Below are 19,235 nucleotides of genomic sequence, written 5' to 3'. Positions count from 1 at the left end.
GGGGTCAGCCGGGCATGCGGGCCTCCGCTAACCCCGCGAAGGTGTGGAGCAGGACGTGCGCGAGGTTGTACACCACAGCACCCGGCGGTGCCTTTCTGGCCTGTTCGACGGTTCCCACGATGCTGGTCATCGGCTTCCCCGCGGTCTTCGCCGCCGCCACCGCGGCGCGGATCGCTTGCGCGACAGCGGGTTCCGCCGCGCCGCCGGGGATGCCTAGCGTCACTGCCAAGTCGGCGGGGCCGACCAGGACCGTGTCGACGCCTGGGATCGCGAGGATCTCCTCTGCCGCCGCGATTGCCTCGGGGGTCTCCAGCATCGGCACGACGATCGTCGTCTCCTCGGCTTGCCGGAGGTGTTCGGCGGCGCTTCGGGCACCGAACCGGCCCGCTCGGCTGTAGGTGGCGAAGCCTCGTTTTCCCAGCGGCGGATAGTGCGCCGCCGCGACCGCCGCCCTCGCCTGTTCCGCGGTGTCGACGTGCGGCACGATCACCCCGTCCGCGCCAAGATCGAGAACCCGCAGGACCAGCGCGGGCTCGTCGGCGCCGACCCGGACCAGTACTCCGAGCCCGTGTGCTTGGGCCGCTACGACGTGGTGCTGCAGCGGCACCAGGTCCGCCGGTCCGTGTTCGCAGTCGAGGACGACGAAATCCAGGCCGGCCACCCCGGCCATCTCGACCAAGGTCTCGGCGGGCAGTCGCAGCAAACCGCCGAGCAGGCGTTCGCCGGATCGCAGCCGGTGTTTCAGCGTGGTCACCGGGCCACCATCCCGGCCGAGAGGTCGATGTCGGCCGCGCATAGTCCGGACATCGTCAGCATCGCGAGCACGGCCGCGGCTACTTCCTGCTCGGTGACCATCCGGCCCAGTGCCGCGCGGCTCGTAAAGGCCTGCTCCGCCTCGGCGTAGCTGACGCCGGTCCGTTCGGCCTCGAGCCGGAAGTTCCGCTCCATCCGCGGGCCGTCGACCGGGCCCGGAGACAGTGAGTTCACCGCGACCCCGGACGGTCCGACCTCTCCCGCGAGCGTCGCCGTCAAACCCAGCACGGCCATTTTGGACGCGCAGTACGGCGTCCGGCGCAGCAGCGGACGTTTTCCGCTCACCGAAGCGATGTTGACGACGTCGCCCGCGCCTCGCGCGACCATCGGCGGCAGAAAAGCACGGCACACCAGGTAAACCCCGCGCACGTTGACGCCGAAGACCTCGTCCCACTCCGAAGGTTCAACGTCGACTAGCGGCTTGACCGGCCCGGCGACCCCGGCGTTGTTGACCAGGACCGAAATCTCCTCGTCGGCAAGCTCGGCAGCGAGCGTGGCGACTGAGGCCGGATCGGCGACGTCGCACACCGCTGCCCGGCCTGGGCCCGGCAGCGCGGCCAAGGTTTCCTCGAGGGTGTCCTTCCGACGCCCAGCCACGACCACCCGCGCACCTGCCTGAGACAGCGCGCGGGCGATCGCGCGGCCCAGACCGTTCCCGCCGCCGGTGACGAGCGCGGTCCGCCGGGCGAGCGGGGCCGTCATGCCGGGTTCCACGAAAGTTCTCCCCGCCGGAACTCGGCCGCGCGCACGTCGCCGGATCGGGCGTGCCCCTCGAACAGCTCGACGCGCGCCGCGCGTCCGCAGACCTCGCCTAGCCGCACGCTCGATTCGCTGCTCGTGACCTCCTGGTAGGTGACCGTCTTGAGGTACTTGCCCACCCAAAGCCCGCCGGTGTAGCGCGCGGCGCCCCGCGTCGGCAGGACGTGGTTGGTGCCGATCACCTTGTCGCCGTAGGACACGCACGTGCCCGGGCCGAGGAAAAGCGCACCGTAGTCCCGCATCTTGTCCAACGCCTGCCGCGGCTGCTCGGTCAGCACCTGGACGTGCTCGAACGCGTAGGTGTCCGCCAGCGCGAACGCCTCGTCGAGATCGTCCACCACGTGGATCTCGCCGTGGTCGCGCCAGGCCGGGCCGGCGAAGTCGCGCGTGGGCATTCCGGGCAGCAGCGCCTCGACGTGCTCCAGCACCTCCCGGGCGACGTCCTCGGACGTGGTGATCAGCACCGCCGGGGAATCCGGGCCGTGCTCGGCCTGGGACAACAGGTCCACCGCGACGACGAACGGATCGGCGGTGCGGTCGGCGACGATCAGCACCTCGGTCGGGCCGGCGAACAGGTCGATCCCTACCTCGCCGAAAAGCTGGCGTTTCGCTTCCGCGACGTAGGCGTTGCCCGGACCGGCGATGAGGTCGACGCGGCCGACGGTTTCGGTCCCGACCGCCAGTGCGGCCACCGCCTGCACCCCGCCGAGCAGGTAGATCTCGTCCGCCCCGGCCAGGTGCATGGCGGCGACGGTCGCTTCCGGCACCTCCCCGCGGATCGGCGGCGTGCACGCGGCCACTCGCGGCACCCCGGCGACCTTCGCGGTCACGATCGTCATGTGCACGGACGCGGTCAGCGGGTACCGGCCGCCGGGCACATACGCGCCCGCGGCGGCGACCGGGACGTGCTTCTGTCCCAAGTGGACACCGGGAAGCGTCTCGATTTCGAATTCCTGCAACGAATCCCGCTGGCGCTGCGCGAAGGTGCGCACCTGGTCCTGCACGAACCGGATGTCGTCGAGCACCTGACCGGGGACGCGGGCGACGATCTTCTCGATCTCCTCGGCGGAAAGCCGGAACGATTCGGGCGTCCACGCGTCGAATTTCGCCGAGCAGTCGCGGACCGCGGCGTCCCCGCGTTCGCGGATGTCGGCGATGATCGCACGGACCCGGTCGCCTACGTCAGTGCGCTCGGCGGCGACCTGCTCGGCCGGAACGGCGGATTTCAGGGTCTTGGGCATTCGAAACTCCTTCGAGAGTGAGGAAAACTGCGCAGCCAGCCGGACATCGCCGCGGCCGCGGCGCGGGGTGCCTCGTAGGTCAGCAGGTGCCCGGCTTCCGGGAGCACCCGCAGGACGGCGTTTCGCGCCTGCGCGGCGATCGCACGGTGGAACTCGGGCGGGCACAACCGGTCCCGTGCGCCGGACACGACGAGCACCGGGCAGGACAGGCCCGCGACCGCCGCGTGGGCGTCCCGCCTGGTCGCCTGGGCGGCGAGCTGGGCCCGGAACGTGCCGGGGCCGACCCGCCGGACCATGGCGAGGAAACGCCGGTGCAGCAAGGGGTCCGGGCCGGAGAACATCGTCGGCAGGATCTCCTCCGCGACGACGGCGGAGAACTCTCCGTCGCGCGTGCGGCGGTCGAACCCGGCCCACGCGGCGAGCTGCTCGGCGGTCGGCGCGGCGGCATTGGTCGAGACGGCGCAGAACCCGGCGAGCCGCTCCGGCGCCCGGCGGGCGACCTCGAACCCGGCGATCGCGCCGAGGCTGAGCCCGGCGAGCACGAACGGGCCCTCGACCGCGGCCAGGATCTGCTCGGCCATGCCGCCGATGTCCGGTGCGGTGATCCCGGCGTGGACCACCGGCCCGGGGAGGTGCGGGCCGACGTCCGCCCAGACGTCGGCGTCGCACAGCATCCCCGGGACCAGCACCACCGGCAGGTCGGTCACCGGACGGCCGCGCGGGGCAGCAGATGCCACGGCGCGAGGTATCCGTTGTGGTCCAGGCCCACGCCCGCGTCGGCGGCCGCTTTGACGACCTCGTCGTCCCAGTCGAGCCGCACCCGGCCGTCCCCGCTGTTGACGACGAGCAGCGTCGCCCGCTCGGCCGAAACGTTGCGGACGCTCCGCCACGCGCCGCGCGGCACGGAGACCATGTCCCACGGGCCCAGGCGCACGCTCACCTCGTCGTGCCGGTTGAGCGTGACGTCCCATTCGCCGTCCTTGACCAACAGCACCTGCGTTTCGTCGTGCCGGTGCAGCGGAATGCCCTCGCCCGGCTCGGCGCGCAGCCACGCCACGTTGTGCCCGTGCGGGTTGTAGATCCGCGGTTCCTGGTCGCGGTCCTCGGTCATGCCGAAGCCGATCACCGGAGCCAGTTCGGCGCGCCCGCCGGGAACCGCGCCGCCCAGCAAAGCATGGCTGGACCACTGCAGATCGTCGGCCGTGGCCACGCGGCGGCGCAGCTTCGCCGCGTCGTAGGACGGCAGGGCGGCGATGTCGGCGGGAGCCATCGGCTGGACCAGCTCGGCCGGGTCGGGCGCCTCGTCGCCGGCGAGAGTATCGACCAGCCGGTTGTCCGCGGTCAGGTGCAGGCCGTGCCGCCCCGCCTCCCGCAGCACCGACGGGCCCCAGATGATGCCGCCGGTGTCGTCGTGGCCGAGGACGGTGAACAGCCAGCCGTCGTCCGGGCCGATGTTGGTGAACCCGCGGAAGATCCACGTCGGGATCGAGGCGATGTCGCCCTCGCGCAGCACCAGCTCGCCTTCGTCGCCGTCCGCGCCCCAGCGGAGCAGGAACTCGCCGCGGAAGCACAGGAACACTTCCGCGGTGAAGTGCAGGTGCAGATTGTTGGTGATCCCGTGCGGCATCGCCGCCGCCCCGATGCTGAACCCGTGCGGCTCGCGCAGGTTCACCACCTGGTCCGCGTTCTGGGTCACCCCCGGGCCGATCATCGAGTAGTTCTCCTTGCGGTCCGACCCCGGCGTCCGGCAGTCGATGAACGCCTGGTCGCACGACACGAAATCGGCCCGCCGGATCGTCCGGCGCGCCAGTTCGCCCGCCGGGACCCGCCCTTCGTCGGTACGCATGGGCACCCCTCCGGAAATCTCGTTGTTCATACGTATGCATGGCGCTGGTCCTGTTCGCCCGACGCGACATCAACAGCTGACGAGGTGTTCGCCATGACGACCGACGTACTGGAAATCCCGGCCGGGCACCCGGCCCGCCGTCCCGCCGCCTGGGCTCTGTGGTGCAGCGTCCTCAGCGGGGTCGTGTTCACCGCCTGGGCGTACGCGACCACCCAGTTCCACAGCATCAGCGCCAGCACGCCGTGGCAGGACGACCCGTACCACGGGATGATCTCGTTCACCGAGTTCCTGGTGCCCGCGATGACCGTGCTGCTTCTCGTGCGCGCCTCGCTGTGGCGGCGCGGGCAGCCGCAGCCGGTGTTCCGGATCAACCAGCTCGCGCGCGGCTGCCTGGTCAGCTCGGCACTGGTGGCGCTGACCGTCCTGACCGACGTCGTCGCGACCGTGCTCGCGGCCGACCACGACCGGTGGGACGCGAAGACGCCGGGGCTGATCGCGAGCCTGCTCCCGCTGGCGCTGCTGGCCGCGGCGTCGTTCGCGCTGCACCGGATGGCGCTGCGGCAGCTGCCGCACACCGAATCCGGCCGTCCGGACGGCGACTGGCTCGACGACCTGGCCGAACTGGTGCGCCGCATCGCCGGCGTGCGGCTCGACCGGCCGCTCGGCTTCGTGCGCGACCACATCGTCGCGTTCGCGGTGCTGCTCAGCGCACTCGCCGGCATCGGAGTCGCCTCGATGCAGGCGCTCGGCGAGGGCGGCGAAACCCCGCTGCTGTACGGCATGAGCGTGCTCGTCGCGTTCGGCGGATTCCTCGCGTTCTGCCTGATCTCGAACGCTGTCCTGCACATCGCGATGCCCCGGGGCGCGGAATCGGCCCGCCCCGGCCGCATCCGGCAGGCCACCCGGGTCGCGGTGATCGCCGGCGCGCTGGCGCTGCCGGCCGCGGCGGTGCTGCGGGACCGGATCTGGCAGTTGCTGGGCCACCAGGCGGAAGTCGATTCCGTCGGAACGTACGCGGGCATCACGCTGATCACCGCGCTGCTGGTCGGTCTGCTGGTGTTCGGCGCGGCGGCCGCGGTGTCCCGCGGAGGCGGCGGACGGGCCGCCTCACTCTGAACCTGATTCGTCCGCCGCGCAGGCGGTCCGGGGGTCGCCGGCCCGGGCCGCCTGCCTTCGTATTCTCCGCACCGCCGGGACGTAGCGCAGCCGCTCGGGCAGCCAGGGCGCCCAGGTGCGAACACCGGCCGCGAACCGGTCGAAGCGGCGCTGATCGGCCGGTGTCCAGCGCAGTTCCAGCAGATCGCGCACTTCCGGCGGCAACGTGCCGACGGTGAGAAACCTGGCGGCGCGGCCGAGGATCCGGCCGGGCCGCCGCCACAGCGCGTGCGGCACCCCCGGCGGCGGCACCGGATCGCGCAAGTCCGACAGCACCGCCAGCGCCGCGTCCGAACGTTCGAGGCACTCGCCGACCATGGTCGCGAAGTAGTCCCGGAACGCGCTCAGCGTGGGCGGCATCTCACGGCCGGGAACGCCCAGCACGTGTCCTAATTGGACGGAATCGGCGTAAAGCCGTTCCTGTTGCCGCGCCGACAGATCCGGCCCGAACAGCGCGCACGAGGTCAGGTACCGCTCTGCCAGCGTCGCGTTCACCCAGGCATAGGCCGCGCCGTTCAGCGCGTGGTAGCGGCGGCCGCGCTCGTCCACGCCCTGGAACGGCTTGTGCAATTCGCGCAGCCGGCGCGCCTCGGCGAGGGCCAGTTCGCCGCCGTAGATGTAGCGCAGCATCGAGTCCGACGTCCGGCTCGCCCGGCCCCACTGGTCGGTGCGGAACGCCGAATGCGCGCTCACCGCCGCCCCGACCACCGGATGCATCACCTGGAGCAGCAGTGTGGAGGGAATGACGAGAAACGCGCGCAGCTCCCCCGCGACGTCCCACATCACGCTGCCCGCGCCGAGCGGTTCGGGATTTCCCATCGCCCGCCAGCATACGCCGAGTTCGTCTCCGGCGCGGCCCCGCGAGCGCAATAACCGTAATTCGCCGCAATCGGAAAACTGTCCCGCGGCCCATTTTTCCGTAGTACGATGACCGGCATAACGCGCACGGCGCGAATAGCCGCGCCGCCGCGCTTCCGACGAATTCCCGATATCCGGTACGCACCGGTGAAAGGCGAGCACATGGGAACGTCCACGGCAACCCGGCCAGCCGCGCCGGACGGCCCGCCGGATGCGGTCAAGCTGCTGCCGGTCATCGACCCGGACCGGCTGCGCGCGGACCTGGCCGCGGTGGAAAAGCACTTCCTCGTCCACGCCAACCCGGCCGCCGAGGACGCGGAGCGGCCGGAGGGCGAGCAGACCGGCTGGGACGTCCTGGTGCTGCGCTGTCCCGGCGGCGACCTGGAGAAGATCGGCCGCAACGCGGGCGGGCTGCAGGACTTCGCCGACACCTCCTACCTCGGGCTGACCCCGTACGTGCGGGAAATCCTCGACAGCATGGACGTGCCGATCCGCGGCGTTCGGTTCAGTTCACTGGCGGCCGGCGCGGAGGTGCAGGAACACACCGACAGTCCGTACGGACTGCCGGTCGGATGGGTGCGGCTGCACATTCCGGTGGAAACCAGCGACGCCGCCGTGCTGACCATCAACGGCGCCGACCAGCGGTGGAAGCCGAGCGAATTCTGGTACGCGAATTTCGGGATGCCGCATTCGCTCTACAATCGCGGTTCCGCGGCGCGCGTCCACCTGATCATCGACTGTTATGTCGCGCCCGGGCTTTTCGACCTCTTCCCGGCGGACGTACGCGCGCAGATCGCCGCGGACGAGGTGATGTTCTTCCGGGAAGAACGCGCGCTGCCGGATCAGCTGCGCACCGTGCACGGCACGATTCGGATGCCGGCCGCGTTCCTGAAACCGCATCCGGAGCTGCCCACCGCGGAAGAATGGGATTCCGGCGAGGACGCGGAGGGAGAGCTGCGCGTGCAGGACGACCGGCTGGTGCTGCGGATGGGCGAGCACGAAACCGCGCTCGCGCACATCGGGGACCGCGAGTTCCGTCCGCTGTGCTGGACGCACGAACAGAGCATGGTGCTGGACCCGGCCGGCCCCGCGCCCCGGATCGTGTTCCGCTACCGGCGCGGCAGCCAGGTGATCGAGACCGTCCGGGAGCAGCCCGCGCTGGAGAGTTGAACCGGTGAAACCGCACGTGCGCCGCACCGGTGGGTGCGGCGCACTTTGCGCGTCGCGGCTCCGGCGGAGTGCGTCGCGGAACCTGTGAATCCCTGAAAAGCCCTGGCAGGGCTGGGAATCCGTCAACGCCCCTTGCGGAAATGCGGTTCCCGCAAGGGGCGTTGACGGACGGGAGCGGGGACAGCGAGCGGTCCCCCACGGCCCGGTACAGCTCCGCTCAGTATTGGCCGAGCGACCCGCGCACCCGTGCCCGGCGGATGCCCACCTCGAACACCAGCACGCCGAGCCCGAGGTAGATCCCGGTGTTCAGGAGCAGCCCGGGCAGTCCGCCGTCGGACCACATCGCGGCCAGCGACCGGCCCTGCAGCACCGATTCGCGGAGCATGGTGACCCCTTGCGTGCTGGGCAGGCTGTTGGCGATCGTCGTGAGCCAGCGCGGGAACTCGTCCACCGGCAGCAGCGTGCCGTTGGTGAAGATGATCATGTTGATCATCAGGTTGGCGAGTGCCCCGACGTGCTTGAACACCAGCATCGCGCCGCCGATCATCAGACCGAAGCCGAACAGGCCGGTCAGCGTCAGCGCGAGCATCAGCAGGCCGCCGCCGGACACCGGGACGGACACGCCGAAGCTCGCCAGCAGCACCAGGTCGAGCACCGCGACCAGGCCGGTGGTGGTGACCAGCGCCGCGACCGCCCGGCCGAGCAGCAGCAGCTCCGGCGGGCTCACCGACATGCACATCTGTTCCAGGGTGCCGGTCTGCGCCTCGCTGACCAGGTCGATGCCCACCCAGCTGACCATGTTCACCGCGTAGAACCACACCACGTAGCCCAGCAGCGCCGAGGTGAGCTGCCCGGGGTCCATCGAGCCGTGGCCGAGGAAGAACACCAGGAACAGGAAGATCGCGGTGAGCGTGACGAGCTGCATCACCATGTTGAACTTGTAGTACCAGTTGACGCGCAGGCCTTTGCGCGCCTCGGCCAGCACCACGTGCGCCGCCGCGCTCATCGCCGCAGCTCCTGTTCGTCCTGGACCACTCGCAAGAAGACTTCCTCCAGTGTCGGTTCGAGGCGGTTGACTCCGAGCACGGTCAGCGACCGGCTGCGCGCGTGCGCCAGGAGTTCGTGCAGTTCCTCCTGGTCGTTGATCTCGCCGGAGAGGGTGATCTCGCCGTCCCGCGCGGTGACCTCCAGGTCCCGCCAGGCCGGTTCGCGGGCGTCCAGGCGCCCGCCCAGCCGGATTTCGTAGCTGTCCTTGCCGAACAGCGCCAGCAGTTCCTTCACCGGCTTGTCGATCAGCATCCGGCCCTGGTGGATCACCGCGACCCGGTCGCACAGGTCCTGGACGACCTCCAGCTGGTGCGAGGTGAGCAGCACGGCGCGGCCCTCCTCGCGGGCCAGCCGGTCCACCCAGAGCCGCACGGTGCGCGAGGCCTGTGCGTCCAGGCCGAGCGTCGGCTCGTCGAGCAGGATCACCGGCGGGTCGCCGATCAGCGCGCAGGCGATCGCCACTTTTTGCTGCATGCCGCGGGAAAACCGGGTGACCGGCTCGTCCTTGCGCTCCCACAGCTCCAGGTCGCGCAGCAGATGCTCGGCCCGCTCCCGCCAGGACGTGCCCCGGGAACCCTTGAGCCGGGCGAAGTACCGCAGATTCTCCCAAGCCGAGAGCTGCCAGTAGATGTTGCGGGTGCCTTCCAGCACCGCCCCGATCTGCGCCATCGCGCGCCGCCGCGAGCGGCGCACGTCGCAGCCGTTGACGCGCAGTTCGCCCGCGGTGGGGGTGACCAGTCCGCAGATCATCTTGATGGTGGTCGTCTTGCCCGCCCCGTTCACGCCGAGCAGGCCGAGCACCTGACCGTGCTCGATGGACAGGTGGAGGCCGTCGACCACCCGGCGGGTCCCCGATCCGGCGCGGTAGACCTTGGTCAGCCCGGTCACCTCGACGGCCTTGCCGCTGTCGGAAGTCATGTCTGCATCGCCTGTCCGTTCTCGCTGGGGTGCCGTCCGCCGGGCGGCGGGGTGCGCAGGTGCCCGGCCAGCGCCGCGACGTGCGGCGGGTCGAGCATGGTCAGATGGCTGCCCGGCACCAGCCGGACGTCGAGGCCGCCGCGGGCCAGCTCGCCCCAGCCCCACGCCGGATCGCTGTCCGGCGGTTCGTCCGGGTCGGCGCAGCGCAGCAGCAACGCCGATCCGGCACAGGGTTGCGGCCGGTAGGCGAGCGCGGCCCGGGTGTGCGCGCGGGCGATGTCCACGTACTGGCGCATCGTGCGCAGGTCCATGTGCTCGGCCAGCAGCCCCGCTTCGCCGGCCAGCGCGACCACGTGCGGCAGCCGTTCGTCCGCGGGCAGCGCGCGCAGCCGCGCTTCGGTCACCGGCAGGTGTTCGGCGAACTCGCTTGCCAGGAACTGCACGTCGTCCATCGCCTCGAATTCGGCCAGTGACGGGAAATCCGGCCCGAGGTCGGGACTGCTGTCGAGCAGTACCAGACGGGCCACCTCGTGCCCGGCCGCCCGCAGTTGCCGGGCCATCTCGTAGGCGATCAGCCCGCCGAGCGAGTACCCGCACAGGTGATACGGGCCCGCCGGGCGCACCTGCCGAATGTCCGCCACATACGCGGCGGCCATCTCTTCGATCGATTCGTGCGGTGCGCACGCCAGTTCGAGGGAGTGGGCTTGCACGCCGTAGACCGGGCTCTCCCCGGGCAGGACGCGGGCCAGCGAGGTGAAGCAGAAAACCGTGCCGTTCTTCGGGTGTATGCAGAACAGCGGCGGCTCGGCGGTTCCGGCGCGCAACGTGATGACCGAGCGCGGCCAGTCCTCCCGTGGCTGCTCCAGCGCTTCGGCGAGTTCCGCGGGCGTCGGGTTGCCGTACAGGTCGGCCAGCGACACTGCGCGTCCGAGAATCCGGCGCAACTCCCCCACCAGCCGCAACGCGACCATGGAATGACCGCCCGCGTCGAAGAAGTTGTCGTGCGCGCCGATGCGCGGGACGCCCAACACGTCCTGCCAGACCGCGGCGATCACCGCCTGCACCGGGGTCTGCGGCGGGACGTACTCCGCCGCGGGCAGCGGACCGGCCGGCGCGGGCAGCGCGTCCCGGTCGATCTTTCCGTTGCGGGTCAACGGGAGTTCGCCGAGTGCCACCACTGCTGCGGGGACCAGGTAGTCCGGCAACGCCGAGCGGCAATGCGCGCGCAGATCTTCCGCACTGCCGTCGCCGACGACGTACGCGACAAGACGCCAGCCCGCCCGCTCGTCCCGGTGTGCGACGACGATCGCCTCCCGCACCGCGGGGTGCGCGCGCAGCACCGCTTCGATCTCGCCGGTCTCGACCCGGAAACCGCGGATCTTGACCTGGTCGTCGGTCCGGCCGACGAAATCCAGCACGCCGTCGGCGGTCCAGCGCACCAGGTCGCCGGTCCGGTACACGCGGGCGCCCGGGTCGCCGAACGGGTCCGGCAGGAACCGGTCGGCGGTCAAACCGGGCTGGCCGAGGTAGCCGCGGGCCACGCCCGCGCCGGCGACGAACAGCTCGCCGACCGAGCCGGCCGGCACCAACCGCAACTGCGCGTCGAGAACGCGCACCGCCATGCCGTCCAGCGGACGGCCGATCGGGACCGACGACGGCACGGTCTCGCTGTCGGTCATCCGGTACCGAGTGGCGAAGGTGGTGGTTTCGGTCGGCCCGTAGCCGTCCGTCACCGCGAGTCCGGGGCATGCGGCCAGCACCCGGCGCACAGCGTCGGCGGGCACCACGCCGCCGCCGGTCCACAGCTCGCGAAGGCCAGCCAGCGCGGACGGTGCGGTGTCGGCCAGCACGCGGAACAGTCCCGACGTCAGGAAAGCCGCGGTCACCTGGTTCGCGGCGACGAGTTCGCCCAGGTCGTCGATGGTGAGGTCGCCCGCCGGTGCGACGACCACTTCGCCGCCGGACAGCAGGGGCGCCCAGAGTTCGTAGGTGACCGCGTCGAATGCGTGCGGGGAGTGGAACAGGACCCGCCGGTGGCCGTCGGCCCAGGACGAGTCGGTGGCGAGAGCCACGACGTCCGCGTGCGTGACGGCGACGCCCTTCGGGGCGCCGGTGGAACCGGAAGTGTGCATCACGTAGGCGAGGCCAGCTGGGCGCACGGGACAATCCGGTGCTGTGGCAGGGAAATCAGCCCGGTCCGCTGCCGTGTCGACCACGCGCACCACGGCGGATCCGGCGACGTTCCGGGCCGCCGAGGCCCGGTCGGCGAGGACGACCTTCACCGCGCAGCGGCGGACCATCGCGGCCAGCCGGTCGTCGGGGCTGCGAGCGTCCAGCGGAACGTACGCGCCGCCGGCCTTGAGCACCGCCAGCGTCGAAACGATCAGCTCCGCTCCGCGCTCCTGGAGCAGGGCGACCCGGTCTTCGGGGCCGATCCCGGCCGCACCCAGCCAGTGCGCCAGGCGGTTCGCCCGCTCGTCCAGCTCCCGGTAGGTGACCGTTCCGCCCTGGTGCCGCAGGGCGGGCGCGTCGGGGGTGCGGGCGGCCTGGCGGGCGAACAGCTCGTGCACGCACCGGTCGGCGGGCGGCCTGCCCGGCGTCCGGCCCCACTGCTCCAGGATGATCCGGCGCTGGTCGGCCGGGAGCGCCGTCAGGTTTTCCACCGGCGCATCGGGCGCCGCGGCCATGCCGTCGAGGATCCGGACGAGCTGGTCCAGCAGCGTTCGCGCCGCGTTGCCGTCGAAGCGGCCCCGGTCGTGCCACAGTTGCAGGTGCAGTTCCTCGCCCGGTGCGGCGGCGAGGGTCAGCGGGTAGTTGGTCTGCGCGTCGGTCCGCACCTCGCGCACGCGCAGCCCGGTCTCGTCGCCGCTGCCGGCGCGGGACGCGGGATAGTTCTCGAACACGACCACGCTGTCGAACAACGCGCGGTCCCGCGGCACCTCGCTGAGGGCGTGGATGCGGGCCAGCGGCGTGTGGTCGTGCTGGCGTGATTCGGCGAGCTGCCGCTGGACGTCGGAAAGCCACTCGCCGACCGGCTGCCCGGTCCGGAGGACCGCCCGGACCGGCACGGTGTTGATCAGCAGGCCCACGATGTCGTCCGCACCGGGCAATTCCGGCGGACGGCCGGAGACCGTCATGCCGAACACCACGTCGTCGGCTCCGAGCCGACGCGCGGTGAGCACTGCCCACGCGGCTTGCACCACGGTGTTGAGCGTGACGCGGCAACGCTTCGCGAGTTCGGCGAGCTTGCTGGTCGAAGCCGCCGGCAGACCCGCTTCCTGGCATCCCGATTCCCCGCTGTTCCCGGGGCCGGTCTCGACGGGCGGCCGGTAGCCGGCCATCAGCTCGCGCCAGTACGACTCCGCTCGTGCCGGATCCTGCTCGCCGAGCCAGGCGAGATAGTCGCGGAACGGCCGTGCCGGCGCGAGTTCCGCCGGCACGCCGCGGACCGCGGCCTCGTACCGCTGGAATGCCTCGCCGGTCACCCTCGGGAAGGACCAGCCGTCCAGCAGCAGGTGATGATGGCTGAAGACGAACCGGCGGTCGTCGGCAGCGAGGCGGATCAGCGCGAAGCGCAGCAGCGGCGGGCGGTCCAGCGCGAAACCGCGTGCGCGGTCGTCGGCCAGGAACTTGTCGAGCCGGTCCTGGTGGTCCACGGCGGGCGTGTCGCGCCAGTCCAGCTCCGTCCATTCCGGACTGACTGCCTCGTGCACCACTTGCACCGGGGCGGACAGACCCGACCAGTGCACCGAGGTGCGCAGCACCGGATGCCGCTGCACGACCGCTTCCCACGCCGCACGCAGCGCGGCCGGGTCCAGCGGGCCTTCGAGGCGGCAGGTGAACTGTTCGACGTAGAGCCCGCTGCCCTGTTCGCTGTGGAAGACCATGCCTTCCTGCATCGGGGTCAGCGGGAGGACGTCCGCGACGCCGTCGAGACCGGCCAGCGCTCGGTCGAGGTCTTCCTGGTCCAAAGTGGACAGCGGGAAGTCGGACGGCGTCCGTCCGCCTGCCCCCGGGGCACAGCAGTGCGCGATGAGCGCGCGCAGCCGGTCGGCGAAGGAGGCGGCGAGTGCTTCGATCGTTTCCGGCCGGTGCACAGTGGTGCTGTAGCCCCAGGCGACTTCGAGCTGTCCGCCGCTGACCGCGGCCGTGATGTCGAGCAGGTTCTCCCGCGGCTCGTCCGGGTCGTGCATCCGCCCGGCCGGTTCCGGCGCGGGTTCCCACCATGAGTCGGACTGGAACGAGCTGTCGAACTGGCCCAGATAGTTGAACGCGACCTGCGGACGGTGCGCGGCGCGGATCTCCGGCGTGCCCTCGATGTAGCGCAGCAGGCCGTAGCCGATGCCGCCGCGCGGCACCGCGCGCTGCTCTTCCTTGACCCGTTTCAGGAGCGCACCCGGATCTCCGTCCGGCCCCAGCTCCAGCAGCACCGGGTGGAAGCTGGTGAACCAGCCGACCGTGCGCGACAGGTCGAGGTCTTCGGGTGCGGCGTCGCGGCCGTGGCTTTCCAGCTCGACGAGCACTCGCGACGCGCCGAGCCAGCCGCCCAGCGCTTGCCCCAGCGCGGCGAGCAGGACGTCGTTGACCCGGGTTCGGTATGCCTGCGGCACTTCGCGCAGCAGGGCGGCTGTCTCGTCGGAGCCGAACCTCGTGCGCACGACGTCCACTGTGGACACAGTGGGCGGTTCAGCGGACGGCAGGTCGAGCGGAATCGCCGCAGCGCCGGTGAGTCCGGCCCAGTATTCCGCTTCCCCGCGTATCTCCGCGCTCCGCGCATAGCGGTGCAAGTGGTGTGCCCAGTCGCGGAACGACGTCGTTTTCGGCGGCAGCGCGGACGGTCCTCGCGCCATCACCGATTCGAGGTCTTCGAGCAGGATGCGCCAGGACACGCCGTCCACCGCGAGGTGGTGCACCACCAGCAGCAGGCGGCAGCCGTCCGCGCCGAGGTCGAAATAGACCGCGGCGACCAGCCGGCCGGCCGCGAGGTCGAGGCCGGTTTGCGCGCGTTCCGCCGCTGTCGCGATCCGGGCGGGCCGGTCGGCTTCCGGCACCGCGCGAAGGTCTTCCACCGTCAGAATCCGCTCCGGGACACCGGAGAGCCCGGCCTGCTCCTGCCGCCAGCCCGAGTCGGTCCGCTCGACGCGCAGCCGCAGGGCGTCGTGGTGTCGCAGCAGTTCGCGCAGCGCCGCTTCCACGGCCGACGGCGAAGTCGGGCGGCGCGCTCGCAGCAGGACAGCCTGGTTGTAGTGATCCGGAACCGGCGGGCGCTGCTCGGTCAGCATGGCGAGCTGGATCGGCGTCAGCGGCACCGGGCCGGTCACCGCACCCTGTTCGGCCTGCTGGACATCGGTCGCCGCGATCTCGCGCGCGGCGGCGGCGAGCGCCCGCACCGTCTGGTGCTCGAAGACCTGCTTCGGGGTCACGGCCCAGCCGGCGGCGCGGATCCGGGCGACCACCTGCAGGCTCACGATCGAATCGCCGCCGAGGGAGAAGAAGTTGTCCTCCGCGCCGACCGCGTCGAGGCCGAGCACCTCGGCCCACGCCTGCGCGATTGCTCGCTCAGCGGGCGTCGACGGAGCGGTGCGCACCGTGGCGGGCCCGGGGGCGGGCGGTGCCGGCAACGCCTTGCGATCCACCTTTCCGTTGGCGCTCAACGGCATTCGGTCCAGCACCACGATCGCCGACGGCACCAGATACGGCGGCAGGCTCTGCGCCGCGTGAGCCCGCAGTGTCTCCGCGAGGCCGCGGCCTCCGGCACCGGGCGCGGCCACGGCGTAGCCGACCAGCCGGGCGTCGGTCCCTGATTCGGCGCGCGCGACGACGACCGAGCCGGCCACGGCCGGATGCGCGTCGAGCACCGCCTCGACCTCGCCGGGTTCGACCCGGTGGCCCCGGATCTTGACCTGATGGTCGGCCCGGCCGAGGAATTCCAGGTCGCCGCGGGCGTTCCGGCGCACGAGGTCGCCAGTGCGGTAGAACCGGGCGCCGGGCTCGCCGAACGGATCCGGGACGAACCGGGCCGCGGTGAGCCCGGGCCGGTCGAGATAGCCGCGGACCACTGCGTCGCCGCCGAGGAACAGTTCCCCGGGCACGCCCGGCGGAACCGGGTTGCCGTGCCGGTCCAGCACGTGCGTCCGGCTGTGCCCGAGCGGCCGGCCGACCGGGGTGAGCGCGCCGTCCGGCTCGGAGCCGGACTCGAACCAGGCGTTGTCGATGGTCGCTTCGGTGACCCCGTAGGAATTCACCACCCGGCCGCCCGGCCCGACGATCTCGCGCGCACGCACGTACTCCGGGACCGGCCACGCGTCGGCGCCGGAGATCAGCAACCGCAGGGCGGCGAGCCGGCGGCCGCGCAAGGCGGTGACGACGTGCCGGAGCACGACCGGGACGAATTCCGCGCAGGTGATGCCGTGCGCGTCCGTCAGTTCGGCGAGCGCGGCCGGTTCCAGCAGCAGATCCCGCTGACAGAGCACGAGGGTCGCGCCCGAACCGAGTGCGCGGGCCACATCGCCGGTGAAGACGTCGAAGGAGGCGCTGGCCATTTGCAGGTGCCGGTCGTCCGGGCGGAGGCTATAGGCGGCGCGCCAAGCCTCAATGGCGGCAGCGAGGTTTCGATGAGTCACCTGCACGCCCTTGGGACGCCCGGTCGAGCCGGAGGTGTAGACCACGTACGCGAGATTGCCCGGCTGCGCGCGGCCAGGCAGGTTGTCGGCGGAGCGCTCGGGTGCTCGCGGGCAGACCAGCGGAAAGTCCGCCAGCGCGTCCTCGGCGATCAGCAGGGCCGCGCCCGCGTCGGAGAGCAGCATCGCCTGGCGTTCCCGCGGATGGTCGGGGTCCACCGGGACGTACGCGGCACCGGCTTTGAGCACGGCGAGCACTGCGACGATCAGGTCCGGAGAACGGCGCAACAGCACGCCGACCCGGGTTTCCGGCCCGGCCCCGCGCTCGAGCAGCGCACGCGCCAACCGGTTCGCCGCGGCGTTGAGCGCGGCGTAGGTCAGGGTCCGGCCTTCGCCGGTCACCGCAACGGCGTCCGGCCGAGTCCCGGCGTGCTGCTCGACGAGTTCGTGCAGCGACCGCCCGGGGTGTGCGACCTGGTCCGGGCGCGCCGCGGCGAGGGCGCGCGCTCGCTCGTCCGGGGCAAGCATCGACAGGTTCCGCACCGGTTCCGCCGGATGGGCCGCCGCCTCGGAGAGCAAGGTCCGGCAATGCTCGGCCATCCGCCGCACGGTGCCGGCGGCGAACAGATCGGTGTTGTACTCCAGCGTGCCCTCGAGGCCGTCCGGAGTCTCGCGCAACGACATGCTGAGGTCGAATTTCGCGGTGGCGCCCAGCAGCGCCTCCCCGCCGGCGAACGGGCGGAGCCGCAGCCCCGGCCATTCGACCTCCCCGCCCGGGGTGTTCTGCAGGTCGAAGAACACCTGCACCAGCGGGCTGTGGCTCAGCGAACGGTCCGGGCGCAACGCCTCCACCAGGCGTTCAAAAGGCAGGTCCTGGTGGGAAAACGCGTCCAGGCAGGTGCGGCGCACCCGCGCGACCAGCGACCGGAAACCGGCGGAGCCGTCGCACCGGGTGCGCAGCGCGAGCGTGTTGACGAACAGCCCGATCAGCCCGGCCAGTTCGGACCGGGTGCGGCCGGCCACCGGCGTGCCCACCACCACGTCGTCTTGCCGCGTATAGCGCGCCAGGGTGGCCGAAAAACCGGCCAGCAGCACCATGAAGAGCGTCGCGTCCTGGCTCCGGGCAAGTTCGCGCAGCCGCTCGACCAGCTCCGCGGGCCAGGTGAACGCGACCGTCGCGCCGCGGAAGCTCTGCACCGGGGGCCGGGGGAAATCGGTGGGCAGATCGGCGAGATCCGGTGCCCCGGCGAGTTCTTCCCGCCACCAGCCGACCTCGCCTTCGAGCCAGTCGCCGGCCAGCCGGTCCCGTTGCCAGGCCGCGTAATCCTGGTACTGCACCGGCAGCTTCGCCAGCGCCGGCGGACGGCCCTCGGCGCGTGCCAAGTACACTTCCCCCAGCTCGCGCACCAGCACGCCCAGCGACCAGCCGTCGCTGACGATGTGGTGGGTCGCCAGCACCATCACGTGGTCGCGGGCGGAGATCCGGAACAGGGTCAGCCGCAGCAGCGGCGGACGGGCCAGGTCGAACGGAACCTGCGCGGCCCGGGCCGCCAGGCCGGGCAGCACCCGTTCGGCCTCCGCCGGAGCCAGCCCGGAGAGGTCCACGACCGACATCGGCGTCGGCAGGGCCGGCCGAACCGACTGGTGCACCCGGCCTTCGCTGCTGTGGAACGCCGACCGCAAGGCGTCGTGCCGGGCCAGGACGGACTTCAGGCCGGCCCGCAGCGCATCGGCCCGCAGCGGTCCGTCGATCCGGGCGCTCATCGCGATGTGGTACGTGGACTGGCCGGGCTCGACCTGGTCCAGGAACCACATCCGCTGCTGCGCGAACGAGAGCGGCAGGTCGTCGGTGCGGCCGGCCGGGACGATCCGGTCCGGCTCGGGCAGCGTGATTCCCCGTTTGCGCAGCAGCTGTGCCAGCAACCGCTGTTTGGCGTCCGCGGCCTCGGTGTCGGGGGCGTGCTGGTCGGTCATCGGCTACTCGCCGTCGTCCAGCTGCGCGAGGATCTCCTCGAGCGACAGCTCGTCGATCTGGCCTCGGAGTTCGGCGACCGCCGCGACGTGCCCCGGCGCGGGCTCGGCCGCCGCGAGAGCGCGCGCCAGCCGGGCGGGGGTCGGCGCGTCGAACAGGGCGCGCAGCGGAAGGTCCACCGCGAAGTCCGTGCGCAGCCGGGCCGCGACCTGCGTCGCGAGCAGCGAATGGCCGCCGAGGGCGAAGAAGTTGTCCTGCGCCCCGACTGGCGAGACGCCGAGCACGTCCTCCCACACCCGGACAACCGCGGCCTCGACGGCGTCGGCGGGCGGCTGCGCGGCGGCTGCCGCTTCGCCGCGGCCCGCCGGGGCCGGCAAGGCGCCGCGATCGAGTTTTCCGTTGGGGTTCAACGGAAACCGGTCGAGCAGCTGGACCGTGGCGGGCACCATGAAGGCGGGCAGCCGGTCAGCGCAGTGCGCCCGCAGCTCGGTTTCGGCCACCGGACCGGCGGGCACCGCGTAGGCGACCAGCCGGCGGTCGCCGGGCGTGTCCTCGCGGACCAGCACGGCGGCTTCGGCCACCGAAGGATGGGCGCGCAGCACCGCCTCGACTTCGCCCGGCTCGATCCGGAACCCGCGCAGCTTGACCTGGTGGTCGCGCCGGCCGAGGAAGGCCAGTTCGCCGTCGGCGCGCCAACGGGCGAGATCGCCGGTCCGGTACAGCCGAGCCCCCGGTTCGGCGGAGAACGGATCGGGCACGAACCGGTCCGCGGTCAGCCCCGGCCGGCGGAAGTATCCGCGGGCCACCCCGGCGCCGCCGAGGTACAGCTCCCCCGC

The 19,235-nt window shown here is 71.9% G+C and carries 12 protein-coding genes; 2 read left to right on the top strand and 10 right to left on the bottom strand.

Features of this window, described 5'->3' with window-relative positions; all coding sequences use genetic code 11:
- Positions 1–4: 4 nt before the first annotated feature.
- The 5 genes from D0D37_RS16895 to D0D37_RS16875 are packed head-to-tail and all read right to left on the bottom strand — an operon-like array spanning position 5 to position 4,659.
- Complete coding sequence (locus tag D0D37_RS16895; RefSeq protein ID WP_208719997.1) at positions 5–754, bottom strand: HpcH/HpaI aldolase family protein; 750 nt, start codon at positions 752–754, stop codon at positions 5–7.
- Entirely contained in the window at positions 751–1,515 is a 765-nt protein-coding gene (locus D0D37_RS16890; protein ID WP_116201555.1) for an SDR family NAD(P)-dependent oxidoreductase, read from the bottom strand. The genes D0D37_RS16895 and D0D37_RS16890 overlap by 4 nt, the downstream gene beginning before the upstream one ends.
- Positions 1,512–2,813 (bottom strand): histidinol dehydrogenase, encoded by a 1,302-nt coding sequence (gene hisD, locus D0D37_RS16885; protein WP_116201506.1) that lies wholly within the window; start codon positions 2,811–2,813, stop codon positions 1,512–1,514. The genes D0D37_RS16890 and hisD overlap by 4 nt, the downstream gene beginning before the upstream one ends.
- Complete coding sequence (locus D0D37_RS16880; protein WP_244223543.1) at positions 2,798–3,550, bottom strand: alpha/beta fold hydrolase; 753 nt, start codon at positions 3,548–3,550, stop codon at positions 2,798–2,800. The genes hisD and D0D37_RS16880 overlap by 16 nt, the downstream gene beginning before the upstream one ends.
- Entirely contained in the window at positions 3,517–4,659 is a 1,143-nt protein-coding gene (locus D0D37_RS16875; RefSeq protein ID WP_116201554.1) for a cupin domain-containing protein, read from the bottom strand. The genes D0D37_RS16880 and D0D37_RS16875 overlap by 34 nt, the downstream gene beginning before the upstream one ends.
- 93 nt (positions 4,660–4,752) lie before the next feature.
- On the opposite strand from D0D37_RS16875, the gene D0D37_RS16870 reads away from it, so the two are divergent.
- Positions 4,753–5,775: a hypothetical protein gene (locus D0D37_RS16870; RefSeq protein ID WP_116201505.1), complete on the top strand. Its 1,023-nt coding sequence runs from the start codon at positions 4,753–4,755 to the stop codon at positions 5,773–5,775.
- Here the strand turns inward: D0D37_RS16870 and D0D37_RS16865 are convergent.
- Entirely contained in the window at positions 5,767–6,633 is an 867-nt protein-coding gene (locus D0D37_RS16865; RefSeq protein WP_116201504.1) for an oxygenase MpaB family protein, read from the bottom strand. The genes D0D37_RS16870 and D0D37_RS16865 overlap by 9 nt on opposite strands.
- Positions 6,634–6,834: 201 nt before the next feature.
- On the opposite strand from D0D37_RS16865, the gene D0D37_RS16860 reads away from it, so the two are divergent.
- On the top strand, positions 6,835–7,842 hold the full coding sequence (locus D0D37_RS16860) for an aspartyl/asparaginyl beta-hydroxylase domain-containing protein (protein WP_162834278.1): 1,008 nt from the start codon (positions 6,835–6,837) through the stop codon (positions 7,840–7,842).
- A 217-nt stretch (positions 7,843–8,059) separates the two neighbouring features.
- On the opposite strand, the gene D0D37_RS16855 is transcribed toward D0D37_RS16860, so the two are convergent.
- From D0D37_RS16855 to D0D37_RS16840, 4 genes are all read right to left on the bottom strand, one after another.
- On the bottom strand, positions 8,060–8,848 hold the full coding sequence (locus D0D37_RS16855) for an ABC transporter permease (protein ID WP_116201502.1): 789 nt from the start codon (positions 8,846–8,848) through the stop codon (positions 8,060–8,062).
- Entirely contained in the window at positions 8,845–9,807 is a 963-nt protein-coding gene (locus D0D37_RS16850; protein WP_116201501.1) for an ABC transporter ATP-binding protein, read from the bottom strand. The genes D0D37_RS16855 and D0D37_RS16850 overlap by 4 nt, the downstream gene beginning before the upstream one ends.
- Entirely contained in the window at positions 9,804–18,401 is an 8,598-nt protein-coding gene (locus D0D37_RS16845) for a non-ribosomal peptide synthetase (RefSeq protein ID WP_116201500.1), read from the bottom strand. Before D0D37_RS16845 ends, D0D37_RS16850 begins: the two co-directional genes overlap by 4 nt.
- Before the next feature lie 3 nt (positions 18,402–18,404).
- On the bottom strand, positions 18,405–19,235 hold an 831-nt coding region (locus D0D37_RS16840; protein ID WP_162834277.1), incomplete at its 5' end, for an AMP-binding enzyme.

This window comes from Amycolatopsis circi (assembly GCF_003385235.1).
Taxonomy (GTDB): Bacteria; Actinomycetota; Actinomycetes; order Mycobacteriales; family Pseudonocardiaceae; genus Amycolatopsis; species Amycolatopsis circi.
The sequence above is the reverse complement of the archived record's forward strand: the minus strand, read 5'-3'. Positions and strand labels throughout refer to the sequence as shown.